The organism is Micromonospora sp. NBRC 110009 (genome assembly GCF_030518795.1).
GTDB lineage: Bacteria > Actinomycetota > Actinomycetes > Mycobacteriales > Micromonosporaceae > Micromonospora.
Map to the genome: position 1 here is coordinate 3,415,448 of NZ_CP130427.1, position 15,265 is coordinate 3,430,712.

Sequence of the window (15,265 nt, forward strand, 5' to 3'; positions counted from 1 at the left end):
GTCCGGGGGCGGTCCCGCACCGCCCCCGGACCGGAGCCATTCACCGCAGCCGGCGGATGTCGCCGTACGTCCGGTAGAAGCCGCCGCGCCCCGACTCCCGCACCTCGGTGACCAGGTAGCGCGCCCCCACCTCCCGGATGCCCTTCGGGAACTGCACCGACCAGTCCCGCCGGTAGCCGTCGGAGAGGACGTGGATGCGCAGCCGCCCGCCCTGCTCGACGCACTGCACCACCACGCCGGCCCGGTCGTCCGTGGTCACCTCCACCGAGGTCCAAGCGGCCGGCTCGGGCAGCCGGGCCGGCGCCTTGACGTCCACCACCTCCGGCACGGTGCCCGCCTCGGCCGCCCGGATCGCCGGCTCGCTGGCGTCGATGCAGGCCAGGTAGCCGCCGGTGGTCACCACGTAGAGCCGCTCCTGGTGGTACTGCATCGAGTAGGCCGAGCCGCAGCCGGTGCCGAGCTTCCACAGCCGGTTGCCGGCCGCGTCGAAGCAGTAGATCGAGGACTGGTTGTCGCCGGCGAAGACGTACCGGCCGTCCTCGGCGGTGGCGCAGGAGAAGACCGGGGCGTCGCACCGGTAGCTCCGCTCCGGGCGCCCGTCCTTGCGCAGGCGCACCACCTCCCGGGTGCCGGTGCCGGCGAACACCGCGTCGCGCTCCTGCCAGCCGAAGAGCACCGACCCGGTGCGGGTGTGCCACAGCTCCCGCCCGGTACGCCAGTCGTAGCCGGTGACCCCCTGAGAGTGGCCGTGGTAGAGGGCGTCGGTGTCGCAGCGCACCATCCAGGCGGCCCGGCCGCGCCCCGGCCGGCGCCAGAGGAACTCGTCCTCGTGGTCGATCGCGGCGATCCCGCCGTCGGCGTCGGAGACGCCGAGCACGCCGTCGTGGATGTCCAGCCAGTAGATGTCGATCTCCGGAGCGATCGCGTACGCCACCCGGGGCACCTTGCCGGAGAAGTCGTAGACGTTACCGTCGTCGCAACCCGCGTAGAGCCAGGCGTCGTCGGCGACGATGCACTTCACCCCGTCGGGGAGCCGGACCTGGTGGAGCACGCGGGCGTCGTGGTCCAGGGTGGTGATCACCCCGTGCTCGTTGCCGACCATGCAGCTCTGCCCGTCGATGAAGATGCCGAACGCCGGCGCGCCCGAGGCGTACCGCCAGAGGACCGGGGCGGTGCGGGCGGTGGAGCGGGTGCTGACGATCTGCCGGCGGGACACCGCTCGCTTCTGGCGTACGCCGCGCACCGCCGGGGCGTAGCCCTTGCGGACCTTCTCGCCGATCTTCTTCGCGGCGGCGGCCCGGGCCCGGGCGTTGTCCGGGTAGCTGGTCGTCTTCACCTGGCCCTGGTCGCCGATCCGGCCGTAGCGCACGGTCATCGCGGTGTCGTCCACCGCCACCTCGTAGAACTTGTGCGCGCCACCGTCCACTTCGGACAGTTCGAGATAGGTCGTCTCCTGCGACAAGGGGTGCCTCCAGGGGGAATCGGCCGGAACCGGCGACAACACCCACACGCTAACCGCGCCCCCCGACAAAGAACCGGGCGTTAAGAAGGGGCCCGCGCTATACCGCAGGCGTTAAGAAGGGGCCCTTCCTACCGGTGGGCGAGGGCGTCGACGGCCTTGCGGGCGGCGATCAGCACCGGATCCCAGACCGGGGCGTACGGCGGGGCGTAGCCCAGGTCCAGCGCGGTCATCTCGTCCACCGTCATGCCGTTCCACAGCGCCACGGCCAGCGCGTCGATCCGCTTGGCCGCCTCCGACCAGCCGACGATCTGCGCCCCGAGCAGCCGGCCGCTGGGCCGCTCGGCGATCAGCTTGACCGTCATCGGTCGGGCCCCGGGGTAGTAGCCGGCCCGGTTGGTCGACTCGGACAGCACCGTGACGAACTCGAAGCCGGCCGCGATGGCGTCCCGCTCCCGCAGCCCGGTCCGCCCCACCTCCAGGTCGCAGACCTTGGTGACCGCGGTGCCGATCACGCCGGGGAAGGTGGCGTACCCGCCGCCGATGTTGATGCCGGCGACCCGGCCCTGCTTGTTGGCGTGGGTGCCGAGGGGTACGTGCACGGGCATGCCGCTGACCAGGTGCAGGGTCTCCACGCAGTCGCCGGCCGCCCAGACGCCGGAAACCTCGGGCACCCGCATCCGCCGGTCGCAGCGCACCCCGCCGGTCGGGCCGAGCGGCAGGCCGGCGGCCTTGGCCAGCCCGGTGTTCGGGCGTACGCCGAGACCCAGCACCACGACGTCGGCCGGCATCGGCCCCTCGTTGGTGACCACCGCCGCGACCCGGCCGTCCCGCTCCTCCACGCCGGTGACCGTCAGGCCGGTACGGATCGCGATGCCGATGCCGCGCATCGCTTCGGCGACCAGCTCAGCCATGTCCGGGTCCACCGTGGACATCGGCTGGGCGGCCTGCTCGACCAGGTCGACGGAGAGCCCGCGCTGGATGAGCGCCTCGGCCATCTCCACGCCGATGTAGCCGCCGCCGACCACCACCGCGCGGCGTGGCCGGGGCTCGCCGTCCAGCCAGTCCAGCAGCGCGGTGCCGTCGTCGAGGGTCTGCATCCCGAACACCCCGGCGGTGCCGCCGCGCGCCCAGTCGGGTTTTACCGGCACCGCGCCGGCCGCGTACACCAGGGCGTCGAAGCCCTCGCGCAGCTCGCCGCCGCCGTCGAGGTCCCGCGCGACCACCTCGCGGCGGTCCAGGTCGATGGCGGTGACCTCGTGCCGCAGCCGCACGTCGATGGCGAACTTCTCCCGGAAGGTCCCCGGGTCGCGGGCGATGAGCTGGTCCCGCTCCGGCACCACCCCGCTCACCCAGTACGGAATGCCGCAGGCCGAGTAGGAGATGAAGTGTCCCCGCTCGAAGGCGACGATCTCCAGGTCCGCCGGGTCACGGCGGCGTCGGGCCTGGGACGCCGCCGCCATTCCGGCCGCGTCCCCGCCAACGACGATCAGGCGCTCCGCCACGTGGCCCATCCTGTCACGGGGAGATCCGGCGCGGGTCCGGTCAGCCCCGGGTCTGCCGGGCCACGTCCTCGACCACGTCGACCAGCCGACCGGTGCGGGCGAACACCGCCCGCTGCCGTGCCGCGCCGCTGCCGTGCCGGCGCAGCCCGCCCAGCAGGTCGGTCACCTGGTCGAGGTCGCCGTGCCGCGCCAGTTCGGGACGGACCCGCTCGACCAGCCGGTCCAGCAGCTCCCAGGCGGGGCGCAGCTCGCCGTCGGTCAGGTCCACCCCGTCGCCCTCCAGCCCGTCGTGGGCCGCCCGCCAGTGCGCGGCGACCAGCAGGTGGTGGTCGGTGTTGATCGCCGGGCGGCCCTCGGCGATCTCCGTCAAGGACGTCGCCACCAGCGCCCGGACCAGGGCCGCCACCAGCACCGCGTCGTCCACCGAGGGGCAGACGTCGCCGATCCGGATCTCCACGGTCGGGTACCTCGCGGACAGCCGCGCGTACCAGTAGAGCATCCCCTCGTCGAGCATCACGCCGCTGGCGATGAGCTGCCGGATCAGCCGTTCGTAGTGCTCGTGGGAGTCCAGGTACGGGGTGGGCGCCACCGACGGCCAGCGCTCCCACTCGACCGAGCGCCAGCTCGCGTACCCGGTTTCCTCGCCCTTGGCGAACGGCGAGTTGGCGGTGACCGCGTGCAGGATCGGCAGCCAGGGCCGGACGTGGTTGAGCACCCGCACCCCGGTGTCCGGGTCGGGGATGCCCACGTGCACGTGCATGCCGTTGTTGCCGGGTCCGGGCACCAGCAGCCGGAACCGCTCGATCATCCGGTCGAAGCGGGGCTTGTCCACCACCGGCGGGACCGGGCCGTCGACCGGGCCGGTGCCGATGGCCAGCAGCCGTACGCCGGCCCGCTCGGCGGCGTCGGCCAGCGCCGTGCGGAGCACCCCCAGCGAGTGCCGGATGGCGGACAGCTCCAGCCCGGGCGGGCTGCCGATCTCGATCTGGCTGGTCTGGAACTCCCGTTCCACCTGGCCGCGCAACTCGGCCGGCACCTGCTCCATGACCAGGTCGACGGCGGGTACGGCGGCGCCGGTGTGCGGGTCGGCCAGCAGGAACTCCTCCTCGACGCCGACCGTGAGAAGGTGCGTGCCGCCGCCCGGGGCGGCGCTCCGTTCCTGTTCCGCCACTGACCCGTCCATGGCCACCACCATCCGATTCGTGTCTCGCGGCGCCGTGCCGCGACCGGGAGCCGTCGTGGGCGCCCTGTTACCCACCGTGTCGGCGGCGGGAAACGCCGGGCGGCGTGTCGCCGCCGCACGCCAAGGTTCCGCCCAGCTTCGGCGCGGATCGGGACAGCCGGGCGACGGGCAGGCGGCGTGACTACGATGGGCCGCGGCCGACGCCCCGGCGCGTCGCCGCCAGCGAGGGAGGCCGCGTTGACCCCGAGCCCCACGTCACAAAAGGTGACCGACGCCCGGCGTTCCGGCCGGGGGTGGCGTGGTCAGGTGCCCCGGGCCTTCGCCACCCTGCTCTGGGTGGTCGCGGCGGTCTGCGCGCTCGCCGCGTTGAGCAGCGCCGCCCGCCTCGAGTTCCAGCCGGTGCGCACCGCGATCGACGCGCTGCTGGTGCCCGCCCCGGCCAACCTGGCGTACGCGGTCTTCCTCGGCACCCTCGCCGCGGCGGTGCGGCGGCGCAAGCGGCTGGCCCACTGGGTGCTGGTCGCCTATTTCAGCCTCACCCTGCTGGTGGGCGTGCTGGCCGGGGCGCTGCTGCTGGTGGTGGGGACCAACCGGCTCAACGAGGCCGCCGGGCGGCGGCTCTTCGGCACCCTGGAGACGGTCGGCGTCTGGGTCGGCATCGTCTTCGCCGCCGCCGCGCTGGCCCTGCTGCTGGCCGCCCGCCGCGAGTTCTACGCCCGGGTCCGCCCCGGCAGCGCGTGGCAGGCCCTCGGCGTCTTCCTCGGCCTGGCCGCCGTCTCGGTCGGGCTCGGCTACCTGCTGGTCCTCGCCGCGCCGGGCAGCCTGCACACCTGGTCGGACCGGCTGGGCTACGCGGTCGAGAAGGTGTTCGGTGGCGCGATCACGCTGGACCTGACCCGGCAGGGCCAGGCGCCCGGCTGGGTCAACCTGCTGCTCGGCGCCCTCGGTGCGCTCGCCTTCGTCGCCGGCCTGTTCACCCTGGTCCGCTCGCAGCGGGCACACGCGGTGCTGCACGCCGACGAGGAGGAGCGGATCCGTGAGCTGCTCGCCCGGTACGGCGAGCGGGACTCGCTGGGCTACTTCGCCACCCGCCGGGACAAGGCGGCCGTCTTCTCGCCGAGCGGCAAGGCGGCGATCACCTACCGGGTGGTCAACGGGGTGAGCCTGGCCAGCGGCGACCCGGTCGGTGACCCGGAGGCGTGGGGCCCGGCGATCGAGGCGTGGCTGGCCCGGGCCCGCGAGTACGCCTGGACCCCGGCGGTGCTCGGCGCCGGCGACGCCGGGGCGCGGGCGTACCACCGGCACGGCCTCAAGGTGCTCCAACTCGGCGACGAGGCGATCCTGCTGACCCGCGAGTTCGACCTGGACGGCCGGGACATGCGCCCGGTCCGCCAGGCGGTGCACCGGGTGGAGCGGGCCGGCTACACGGCCCGGGTCCGCCGGCACGCGGAGATCCCGCCGGAGGAGCTGTCCCGGCTGGCCGCGCTCGCCACGTCCTGGCGGGACACCGAGCACGAGCGGGGCTTCTCGATGGCGCTGGGCCGGCTCGGCGACCCGGCCGACGGTGACTGCGTGCTGGTCGAGGCGCGGGACGGCGAGGGCCGGGTGCGGGGGCTGCTGTCGTTCAGCCCGTGGGGTGCGCACGGGGTGTCGCTGGACCTGATGCGCCGGGATCGGAGCGCCGAGAACGGGATCACCGAGTTCATGGTGGCGGCGCTGCTGACCACGGGCCCCCGCCTGGGGGTCGAGCGGGTGTCGTTGAACTTCGCGGCGTTCCGGTCGGTGTTCGAGCAGGGCGCCCGGATCGGCGCCGGCCCGGTGATCCGGCTCTGGCGGCACACCCTGCTCTTCTTCTCGCGCTGGTGGCAGCTGGAGTCGCTCTACCTCTCCAACGCCAAGTACCAGCCGCACTGGACCCCGCGCTACCTCTGCTTCGCCGAGCGCCGGGAGCTGGCCCGGGTGGGCATCGCGGCGGCGGCCGCCGAGGGCTTCCTCGGCCTGCCCGGCGGTCGGCCCGCCCCGCTGCACGGGGTGCCGCCGGCCGGCGGCGGGGTCGGGTTCGTGCCGCCGGCCGCCGCGACGGTCCGGGCCGTCCCGCCGCAGGCGGCCGAGGTGCCGCGGCCGGAGCAGATCCGGGTACGCCTGGCCAAGCTCGACCGGCTGCGCGCCGCGGGGGTGGACCCGTACCCGGTGGGCTACCCGCGGACGGAGACCTGCGCGGCGGTGCGGGAGCGGCACGCCGGGCTGGCCCCGGACACCGGGACCGGGGAGACGGTGGCGGTGGCCGGCCGGGTGATGCTGGTCCGCGACCACGGCGGCGTCCTCTTCGCCACCGTCCGGGACGGCAGCGGCGACCTCCAGCTCATGCTGGAGCACGACCTGGACCGCTGGCGGGCCGCCGTCGACATCGGCGACCACGTCGGCGCCACCGGCGAGGTGTACGCGACGAAGCACGGCGAGGTGTCGCTGCGGGTCGCCGACTGGCGGCTCACCGCCAAGTGCCTGCGTCCGCTGCCGGACAAGCACCACGGGCTGGCCGATCCGGAGGCCCGGGTCCGGCAGCGCTACCTGGACCTGGCCATCAACGCCGACGCGCGCGACCTGTTGCGGGCCCGCGGCGCCGCCCTGCACAGCCTGCGCTCCTCGCTGGTCGGGCGGGGCTTCCTGGAGGTGGAGACGCCGGTCCTCCAGCGGGTGCACGGCGGGGCGAACGCCCGCCCGTTCGTCACCCACAGCAACGCGTACGACCTGCGGCTCAGCCTGCGCATCGCACCCGAGCTCTACCTGAAACGGCTGGCCGTGGGGGGCGTCGAGCGGGTGTACGAGCTGGGCCGGGCGTTCCGCAACGAGGGCGTCGACGCCACCCACAACCCGGAGTTCACCGTGCTGGAGGCGTACCAGGCGTACGCCGACTACCAGGACATGCGCGAGCTGGCCCGGGAGCTGATCGTGGCGGCGGCGGTGGCGGTGCACGGCGCGCCGGTGGCCCGCCGCCCGCACGGCGGTGAGCTGGTCGACATCGGTGCCGAGTGGCCGGCCCGGACGGTCAACGAGGCGATCTCCGCCGCGCTGGGCGAGGAGGTCACCGCCGACACCGACGTGGCCGCGCTGCGCAAGCTCTGCGACGCGGCCGGGGTGCCCTACGACCCGCGCTGGGGGCGGGGCGCGGTGCTGCTGGAGCTCTACGAGCGGCTGGTCGAGCCGAGCACCGAGGTGCCCACCTTCTACCTGGACTTCCCGACCGACGTGTCGCCGCTGACCCGGCAGCACCGGCGCGACCCCCGGCTGGCCGAGCGGTGGGACCTGGTCGCCTTCGGGATGGAGCTGGGCACCGCGTACACCGAGCTGGTCGACCCGACCGAGCAGCGGCGCCGGCTCACCGCGCAGTCGCTGAAGGCGGCCGGCGGCGACCCGGAGGCGATGGAGCTGGACGAGGACTTCCTCACCGCCCTGGAGTACGCCATGCCGCCCACCGGCGGCCTGGGTCTCGGCGTGGACCGGCTGGTGATGCTGCTGACCGGCCGGTCGATCCGGGAGACCCTGCCGTTCCCGCTGGTCCGCGAGTCCTCCTGAGGGCGTGACCGGGGGTTCTAGGCTGGGCGGTGTGCCGGGGATGCTGGTGGCGGTGACGAGCGCGTGGGCGTACGCCCTCGCCCAGCTCACCGTGCTCGCCGACCGCCCGGCCACGCTGCTCGCCGGTGCGGCGGTGGCGGCCGCGCTGCTGCTGGCCGCGCTGCTCGCGCTCCGGTCCCGGGCGGTGCCCGGCGCGCCCGGCGCGATGCGGCACGCGACCGCCCTGCGGGCCCGGGCCCGGGGCCGGCGGGTGCCCCGGCAGGCCGACCCGGACGCCGCCGGCCGGCCGCGTCCCCGCGCGCCCGGCGTGCGCCCCTCGGCCGCGTAGCGCTCCGCCCTCCCCGGGTCCATCGGGCACGGCGGGTGGCCACGCGGCCGGTTCCGTCGTCATCCACCCCGCTGGGACGCGTTGTCCCGACGGGGCATCCGGGATCGGACCGAGGGGTTCCCCATGCACGCCTTCGCACCACTGCACACGGCGGCGTCCGTCGCCGCCACCGTCGTCACCTGGCTCGCCGGCACGCTCGCCCCGCTGACCGGCGGGGCCGCCACGGCCGCCGCGATCGTCCTGTTCACCGTCGGGGTCCGGCTGCTGATCTCGCCGCTCAGCCTGGCCCAGGTCCGCGGGGAGCGGCGCCGCGCGGCGCTCGCCCCCGAGGTCCGCAAGCTCCAGCAGCGGCACGCCGACGACCCGGCCCGCCTGCAGAGCGAGCTGTTCGCGCTCTACCGGCGCGCCGGCGCCAACCCGGTCGCCGGCTGCCTCCCGGCCCTGTTGCAGGCGCCGTTCTTCCTGGTCATGTACCGCCTCTTCGCCACCGGCGACGGCGGCCCCACCCTGCTCGACGAGCGGCTGGCCGGGGTGCCGCTGGGCTGGCACCTCGGCGACGGGCTCTCCACCTCGGTGGTGGCGGTCTTCGGGGTGCTGCTGGCCGCGCTGCTCGCCCTGGCCTGGTGGTCCGCGCGCCGCGCCCGCCGGGCGGCCGCGGCCACCGGCACCGTCGCCGGTACGCCCACCGACGGCCCCGGCGCCGCCGTGCTGGGCCGGCTGCTGCCACTGCTGCCGTACACGACGGTGCTGGTGGCCCTGGTGGTGCCGCTGGCCGCGGTGCTCTACCTCGTCACCACCACCGGCTGGACCGCGCTGGAGCAGGCGGTGCTGCGGCGACCGCGGGCGGAGTCCATCGACGTGCGTTGACAAGTTGCGGGCGGGGGCGTAGAAAAACGCTCCAGAGAGCGCTCTCTTGCCCCCGTCCCCGCAGAGAGGCACCCCGATGAGTCCTGCCCCGGCGGCGTCCGCCGCCCCGTCCGGCGTGCGCCGAGCGCGCCGGCTCCTCCCCCTCGCGGCCGTGCTCGCCACCACCACCGCACTGGCCACCGTCGCGATGACCGCTCACGCCGCCGTCCCGCCGCCCCCGTCCGGCTGGAGCCTGGTGTGGAGCGACGACTTCACCGGCGCGTCCGGCAGCCTGCCGTCCGCCGCCAACTGGATCATTGACACCGGCACCAGTTACCCGGGCGGCCCGGCCAACTGGGGCACCGGCGAGATCCAGACCTACACCGCGAACACCGCCAACCTGTCCCAGGACGGCGCCGGCAACCTGCGGATCACCCCGCTGAGGGACGGCGCCGGCCGGTGGACCTCGGCCCGGATCGAGACCGTCCGCACCGACTTCAAGCCGCCGGCCGGGGGAGTCCTGGCCATGGAGGGGCGGATCCAGATGCCCAACGTCACCGGCGCGGCGGCCGCCGGCTACTGGCCGGCGTTCTGGTCGCTCGGCTCGCCGTACCGGGGCAACTACCAGAACTGGCCGGGCATCGGCGAGATCGACGTGATGGAGAACGTCAACGGGCTCAACCAGGTCTGGGGCACGCTGCACTGCGGCGTGGCCCCGGGCGGCCCGTGCAACGAGTTCAATGGCCTGGGCAACATCCGGGCCTGCCCGGGCAGCGCCTGCCAGGCGGCGTTCCACACCTACCGCACCGAGTGGGACGCCTCGGTCAGCCCGCAACAACTGCGCTGGTACGTGGACGGTCAGCTCTTCCACACCGTCAGCCAGAGCCAGGTCGGCGACCCGTACTGGGGTCAGATGACCAGCCACGGCGGCTACTTCCTGCTGCTCAACGTCGCGATGGGCGGCTCCTTCCCGAACGGGGTGGCCGGCTTCACCACGCCGACCGCGTCGACCGTCCCGGGCCGGCCGATGCTGGTCGACTACGTGGCCGTCTACGCCCGGGGCGGTGGCGGCAACCCGACCCCGTCCCCGACCACCCCGCCGCCGGGCGGCACGGTGGACCCGTACTCGACGATCCAGGCCGAGGCGTACGCGGCGCAGAACGGGGTGCAGGTGGAGGCGTGCGCCGAGGGCGGGCAGAACATCGGCTGGCTGGCCAACGGCGACTGGACCCGTTACGACAACGTCGACTTCGGCGCCACCCCGCCGAGGGACTTCGTGGCCCGGGTCGCCTCCGGCGCGCCGGCCGCGGTGAGCGGGCTGGTCGAGGTCCGGGTGGACAGCCCGACGAGCGCCCCGACCGGCAGCTTCGCCATCGCCAACACCGGCGGCTGGCAGAGCTGGCGCTCGGTGCCGGGCAACGTCACCCCGGTGACCGGCCGGCACACCGTCTACCTGACCTTCACCAGCGGCCAGGGTGCCGACTTCGTCAACGTCAACTGGTTCACCTTCCGCCACTGAAGTGCAAGGAGGGGCCCCTTCTTAACGCCTCGCGTATAGGAAGGGGCCCCTGTTAACGCCTGGTTCCCCTCTGGACAGAAACAGTTAACAGTCTTAATAATGGGCGCTGACGTCGACGGTCATGAATCTCCCACCGCAACGGTTCCTGGAGGACGCCGTGAGACTCCGCTCCGCCCGCGTGGCGACGTTCGCCGCCGCGCTTGCCACCGCACTGGTGGCGGCCACCCTGCTGGCCGCGCCACCCGCCTCCGCCGCCACCGCCGCCTTCGTCCGCACCTCCAGCTGGAGCACCGGGTACGAGGCGAAGTTCACCGTCACCAACAACAGCTCGGCCAGCATCTCCTCGTGGAACGTCCAGTTCGACCTGCCGGCCGGCAGCACCGTCGGCTCGTACTGGGACGCCCTGCTGAGCACCTCCGGCCAGCACGTCACCGCGGTCAACCAGTCCTGGAACGGCACCCTCGCCGCGGGCGCCAGCACCACCTTCGGCTTCATCGTCAGCGGCACCGGCGACCCGATCAACTGCACGGTCAACGGCGGTTCCTGCACTGGCGGGGGCGGCGGCAACCCGTCCGCGCCGGCCACCCCCGGCGGCCTGCGGGTCACCGGGGCCACCAACTCCACCATCTCGCTGGCCTGGAACGCCGTGTCCGGCACGGTCAGCGGCTACCGGGTGTACGAGGGCACCAGCGTGAAGGCCACCGTCACCGGCACCTCGGCCACCGTCTCCGGCCTGGCGGCCTGCACCGGGCACAGCTACACGGTGACCGCGTACAACGCCAGCGGGGAGTCGGCGAAGTCGGCGGCAGTGTCGGGCAGCACCACCGGCTGCACCGGCGGGGGCGGTGGCGCGATGGCCGCCGCGCCCTACCTCTACCCGGGCTGGGGCGACCCGCCCGCGCCGTCCACGGTGATGGGGGCGACCGGGATCAAGTGGTTCACCATCGCGTTCGTGCTCTCCGGCGGCGGCTGCACGCCGGCCTGGGACGGCAGCGGCCCGCTCACCGGCGGCGCGCACGCCAACGCCATCGCCGCGATCCGGGCGGCCGGCGGCGACGTGATCCCCTCCTTCGGCGGCTGGAGCGGCAACAAGCTCGGCCCCAACTGCTCCTCGGCGAGCGCCCTGGCCGGCGCGTACCAGCAGGTCATCAACGCGTACGGGCTGAAGGCGATCGACATCGACATCGAGAACACCGACGAGTTCGAGAACGAGGTCGTGCAGGACCGGATCCTCGGCGCCCTGAAGCTCGTCAAGCAGAACAACCCGGGCCTCAGGACCATCGTCACCATCGGCACGTCCACCAGCGGCCCGTCCTGGTGGGGCACCCGCCTGATCAACCAGGCCGCCGCGCTCGGGGCCAACGTCGACGTCTTCACCATCATGCCGTTCGACTTCGGCGGCGGCGCGAACATGTACCAGAGCACGGTGAACGCCGCCGAGGGCCTGAAGAACGCGCTCAAGACCGCCTTCGGCTGGTCCGATGCCACTGCGTACTCCCACCTGGGAATTTCCGGCATGAACGGCCTCTCCGACCAGCAGGAGCTGACCTCGCCGGCCACCTGGACCCAGATCCGGGACTGGGCCAAGGCCCGCGGGCTCGCCCGGTTCACCTTCTGGTCGGTCAACCGGGACCGCCCCTGCCCGGGCGGCGGCGTGGTCTCCAACTGCTCCGGCATCGCCCAGAACACCTGGGAGTTCACCTCGATCACCGCCCAGTTCTGAGCGGCGTCGCGGTCAGCGCCCGGCGGTCACCGACTGCCGGGCGCGCCGCCGGCGCAGCTTCCGGACCACCCAGCTCGCCGTCATCACCGCGAAGGCCGCCAGGATCGCGTAGTTGAACCAGTCGCTGTAGCGGCCGACCTGCTGCCAGCGCGAGCCGAGGGCGAAGCCGAGGCCGACGATCAACGCGTTCCACCCCCCGCTGCCGAGCGTGGTGAGCAGCACGAACTCGCCCAGCGGCATCCGGTTGGCGCCGGCCGGCACCGACACCAGGCTGCGGACCACCGGCACCAGCCGGCCGATCAGCACCGCCCACCGGCCGTGCCGCTCGAACCAGTGGTCGGCCTTCTCCAGGTCGTCCCGGTCCACCAGCGGGATGTGGTCCAGCCAGCGCTTCAGCCGGTCCTCGCCGAGCGCGGCGCCGAGCCAGTAGAGCACCAGCGCGCCGAGCACCGAGCCGGCCGTCGCGGCGAGCACGATCAGCACCACGGAGAACCGGCCCTCGGCGGCGAGGTAGCCGGCCATGGCCAGCACGACCTCGCTCGGGATCGGCGGGATGACGCTCTCCAGGGCGACCAGCAGCGCCACCCCGACCGCGCCGAGCGAGTCGATGACGGTCGCCACCCAGCCGGTCAGCCCGGTGAACTGGTTCGGGTCGACGTTCTGGGCGAGAGCCATCGGCGTCCTTCCACGTGCTGCCGGGGGATCCGGAAGTGGTACCCCGGCGGCGGCCGGTCACACCTGCCGGTGATCGGCCCCACTCAGCCCGCCGGGTGCAGCGCCTCGTCCGCCGGCCCCCGCCGCCAACCGGTGAAGCGGACCAGCAGGCCGCCCCGGCTGGGCGAGCAGCAGTACGGCCCGGCGGACGCCGCGGCCGCCGGGTCCAGCGGGGCGACCCGGACCAGCCGCCACGGCTCGGCGTCCGCCCGGGCCCGGACGGTCAGCGCGTCACCGGCCCGGCTGACCCGGACGGTCACCTCCCGCCCCGACCACTCCGGCACCGGAGCGACCGACCAGTCGGAGACCTCGTCGGTGACCACCGCGCCGACCTGCGGCCGGCCGTCGCTGACCTCCACGCCCGCCTTGGTCCAGCGCCGCTCGTCCACCCGGACCAGCACGCCCGCCTGGTCGAACTGCGCTGCGTAGTCGAGGCGGAAGCTCACCTCCACCGCGCTGCCGGTCGGGAAGGGCGCCAGCAGCGCCGACCCGTCGTCGTGCACGAAGCCGTAGCTGGTCCGCCGCCAGAAGTCGCTGCCCCCGCGCGGCTCGACCAGCAGGCCGTCACCGGACTCGTCGGCCCGCTCCGGCGGGTTCAACCAACTGCCGGCGGACCAGTCGACCGGCTGCGCGTCGAGGCTCATGCCGGCACCGTACCGACCGTCCGGCGGGCAAGGGTGCGCGAGGCGGGTTTGCCGGATCGACGGACCGGAGAAGTAACGCGGGCATGGGCGACAGGTGGTATCAGGAGGCGGTCGTCTACTGCCTCGACGTCGACACGTTCGCGGATTCCAATGGCGACGGGGTGGGTGACTTCCGTGGCCTGATCGGCCGGCTGGACTATCTCGCCCGGCTGGGCGTGACCTGCCTCTGGCTACACCCGATCCACCCGTCGCCCAACAAGGACGACGGCTACGACGCCACCGACTTCTACAACGTCAGCCCGCGGCTGGGCACCCTCGGCGACTTCGCCGAGCTGCTGCACCAGGCGAGGAACAAGGGCATTCACGTGATCATCGACCTGGTGGTCAACCACACCTCGGACGAGCACCCCTGGTTCCAGTCCGCCCGGTCCTCACCCGACTCGCCCTACCGCGACTGGTACGTGTGGAGCGAGGAAGCGCCGCCGGACCGGCACCAGGGCATGGTCTTCCCCGGCGAGCAGAACGAGACGTGGAGCTACGACCGCACCGCGAAGGCCTGGTACTACCACCGCTTCTACAAGTTCCAGCCGGACCTCAACGTCGCCAACCCGGAGGTCCGGGCCGAGATCAAGAAGGTCATGTCGTTCTGGCTCCAGCTCGGCGTCTCCGGCTTCCGGATGGACGCGGTGCCGTTCATCATCGAGCTGACCGAGGCGGGCAACCCGGACTCGCCGAAGGACCTGGAGTTCCTCACCGAGCTGCGCCAGCACGTGCAGTGGCGGCGGGGCGACGCCGTCCTGCTGGCCGAGGCGAACGTGGAGCCGGACCAGTTGCCGGTCTACTTCGGCGACAGCGGTGGCTCCGCCAACCGGATCCACATGCTCTTCGACTTCATGCTGAACGGGCGGCTGATGCTCGCCCTGGCTCGGCAGGACCCGGAACCGGTGATCGAGGCGCTGCGGGACACCCCGGCGCTGCCCGAGGGCGGGCAGTGGGCGACCTTCCTGCGCAACCACGACGAGATCGACCTGTCCCGGCTCACCGCCGAGCAGCGCAACCAGGTGTACGAGCAGTTCGGCCCGGACGAGGACATGCGCCTCTACGGCCGGGGCATCCGCCGCCGGCTGGCCTCGATGCTCGGCAACGACCGCCGTCGCATGGAACTCGCGTACGCGCTCCAGTTCTCGCTGCGCGGCACCCCCGTGCTGCGCTACGGCGAGGAGATCGGGATGGGGGAGGACCTGTCGTTGCCCGGCCGGGAGGCGATCCGCACGCCGATGCAGTGGTCGTACAAGGAGAACGCGGGCTTCTCGACGGCGGATCCGGAGAAGCTGGTCCGCCCGGTGATCGACAAGGGTGAGTACGGCTACCAGCAGGTCAACGTGACCGCCCAGCGCAAGGACCCGAGGTCGCTGCTGGCCTGGTTCGAGCGGATGATCCGTACCCTCCGGGAGGCCCCGGAGATCGGCTCGGGCAGCACCAGCCACATCGACGTGCCGATGCCGCCCGGGGTGCTCGCGCACCGGGCCGACGGGCCGACGGGGACGATGGTCTTCCTGCACAACCTCGGCACCGAGGACGTCGAGGTGGACCTGAGTGTCCTCGCCCCCGAGGCGGACCTGCCGATCGACGTGCTCACCGACCGCAACTACGAGGAGGTCGGCAAGCTGGACCGGCTCAAGCTCACCGGGTACGGCTACCGGTGGATCCGGATCTGCCGGGGCCAGCATCCCTGACGACGGGCCCGGCGTTAAGCTCCTTCGATCGAGCC

11 protein-coding genes are annotated in these 15,265 nt (G+C 73.5%); 6 read left to right on the plus strand and 5 right to left on the minus strand.

Annotated elements, in window-relative coordinates:
- Positions 1-40: 40 nt before the first annotated feature.
- The 3 genes from Q2K19_RS16415 to Q2K19_RS16425 all read right to left on the minus strand — a co-directional run bounded on the left by Q2K19_RS16415 (position 41) and on the right by Q2K19_RS16425 (position 4,147).
- Entirely contained in the window at positions 41-1,462 is a 1,422-nt protein-coding gene (locus Q2K19_RS16415; protein ID WP_302772031.1) for a WGR domain-containing protein, read from the minus strand.
- A 128-nt stretch (positions 1,463-1,590) separates the two neighbouring features.
- The gene (locus Q2K19_RS16420) at positions 1,591-2,964 is read right to left on the minus strand and encodes an FAD-dependent oxidoreductase (protein ID WP_302772033.1); all 1,374 of its coding nucleotides are present in this window, start codon (positions 2,962-2,964) and stop codon (positions 1,591-1,593) included.
- Between the two features lie 40 nt (positions 2,965-3,004).
- Positions 3,005-4,147, minus strand: a complete 1,143-nt coding sequence (locus Q2K19_RS16425; RefSeq protein WP_446839651.1) for a carboxylate-amine ligase — start codon at positions 4,145-4,147, stop codon at positions 3,005-3,007.
- A 186-nt stretch (positions 4,148-4,333) separates the two neighbouring features.
- On the opposite strand from Q2K19_RS16425, the gene lysX reads away from it, so the two are divergent.
- The 5 genes from lysX (at position 4,334) to Q2K19_RS16450 (ending at position 12,136) form a co-directional block, all read left to right on the plus strand.
- Positions 4,334-7,720 (plus strand): bifunctional lysylphosphatidylglycerol synthetase/lysine--tRNA ligase LysX, encoded by a 3,387-nt coding sequence (gene lysX, locus Q2K19_RS16430; RefSeq protein ID WP_446839808.1) that lies wholly within the window; start codon positions 4,334-4,336, stop codon positions 7,718-7,720.
- A gap of 40 nt (positions 7,721-7,760) precedes the next feature.
- Entirely contained in the window at positions 7,761-8,048 is a 288-nt protein-coding gene (locus Q2K19_RS16435) for a DUF6412 domain-containing protein (RefSeq protein ID WP_302772541.1), read from the plus strand.
- A gap of 123 nt (positions 8,049-8,171) precedes the next feature.
- Positions 8,172-8,915: a YidC/Oxa1 family membrane protein insertase gene (locus Q2K19_RS16440; RefSeq protein WP_302772037.1), complete on the plus strand. Its 744-nt coding sequence runs from the start codon at positions 8,172-8,174 to the stop codon at positions 8,913-8,915.
- A gap of 76 nt (positions 8,916-8,991) precedes the next feature.
- Positions 8,992-10,413 (plus strand): carbohydrate-binding protein, encoded by a 1,422-nt coding sequence (locus tag Q2K19_RS16445; protein WP_446839650.1) that lies wholly within the window; start codon positions 8,992-8,994, stop codon positions 10,411-10,413.
- 157 nt (positions 10,414-10,570) lie between these two features.
- Entirely contained in the window at positions 10,571-12,136 is a 1,566-nt protein-coding gene (locus tag Q2K19_RS16450) for a cellulose binding domain-containing protein (protein ID WP_302772039.1), read from the plus strand.
- A gap of 12 nt (positions 12,137-12,148) precedes the next feature.
- On the opposite strand, the gene Q2K19_RS16455 is transcribed toward Q2K19_RS16450, so the two are convergent.
- Complete coding sequence (locus tag Q2K19_RS16455; protein ID WP_302772040.1) at positions 12,149-12,811, minus strand: DedA family protein; 663 nt, start codon at positions 12,809-12,811, stop codon at positions 12,149-12,151.
- Between the two features lie 83 nt (positions 12,812-12,894).
- On the minus strand, positions 12,895-13,494 hold the full coding sequence (locus tag Q2K19_RS16460) for a DUF1349 domain-containing protein (protein WP_302772041.1): 600 nt from the start codon (positions 13,492-13,494) through the stop codon (positions 12,895-12,897).
- Positions 13,495-13,577: 83 nt separating this feature from the next.
- Between Q2K19_RS16460 and Q2K19_RS16465 the strand changes: the two genes are divergently transcribed.
- Entirely contained in the window at positions 13,578-15,230 is a 1,653-nt protein-coding gene (locus Q2K19_RS16465; protein WP_302772042.1) for an alpha-amylase family protein, read from the plus strand.
- Positions 15,231-15,265 lie beyond the last annotated feature (35 nt).

What these genes read in the sequence shown, in the direction of transcription:
- Q2K19_RS16440 (WP_302772037.1), top strand. Translation starts at nt 8,172, where the DNA reads ATGCACGCCTTCGCACCACTGCACACGGCGGCGTCCGTCGCCGCCACC.
- Q2K19_RS16460 (WP_302772041.1), bottom strand. Translation starts at nt 13,494, where the DNA reads ATGAGCCTCGACGCGCAGCCGGTCGACTGGTCCGCCGGCAGTTGGTTG.
- Q2K19_RS16425 (WP_446839651.1), bottom strand. Translation starts at nt 4,147, where the DNA reads ATGGACGGGTCAGTGGCGGAACAGGAACGGAGCGCCGCCCCGGGCGGC.
- Q2K19_RS16465 (WP_302772042.1), top strand. Translation starts at nt 13,578, where the DNA reads ATGGGCGACAGGTGGTATCAGGAGGCGGTCGTCTACTGCCTCGACGTC.
- Q2K19_RS16455 (WP_302772040.1), bottom strand. Translation starts at nt 12,811, where the DNA reads ATGGCTCTCGCCCAGAACGTCGACCCGAACCAGTTCACCGGGCTGACC.
- Q2K19_RS16445 (WP_446839650.1), top strand. Translation starts at nt 8,992, where the DNA reads ATGAGTCCTGCCCCGGCGGCGTCCGCCGCCCCGTCCGGCGTGCGCCGA.
- lysX (WP_446839808.1), top strand. Translation starts at nt 4,334, where the DNA reads ATGGGCCGCGGCCGACGCCCCGGCGCGTCGCCGCCAGCGAGGGAGGCC.
- Q2K19_RS16435 (WP_302772541.1), top strand. Translation starts at nt 7,761, where the DNA reads ATGCTGGTGGCGGTGACGAGCGCGTGGGCGTACGCCCTCGCCCAGCTC.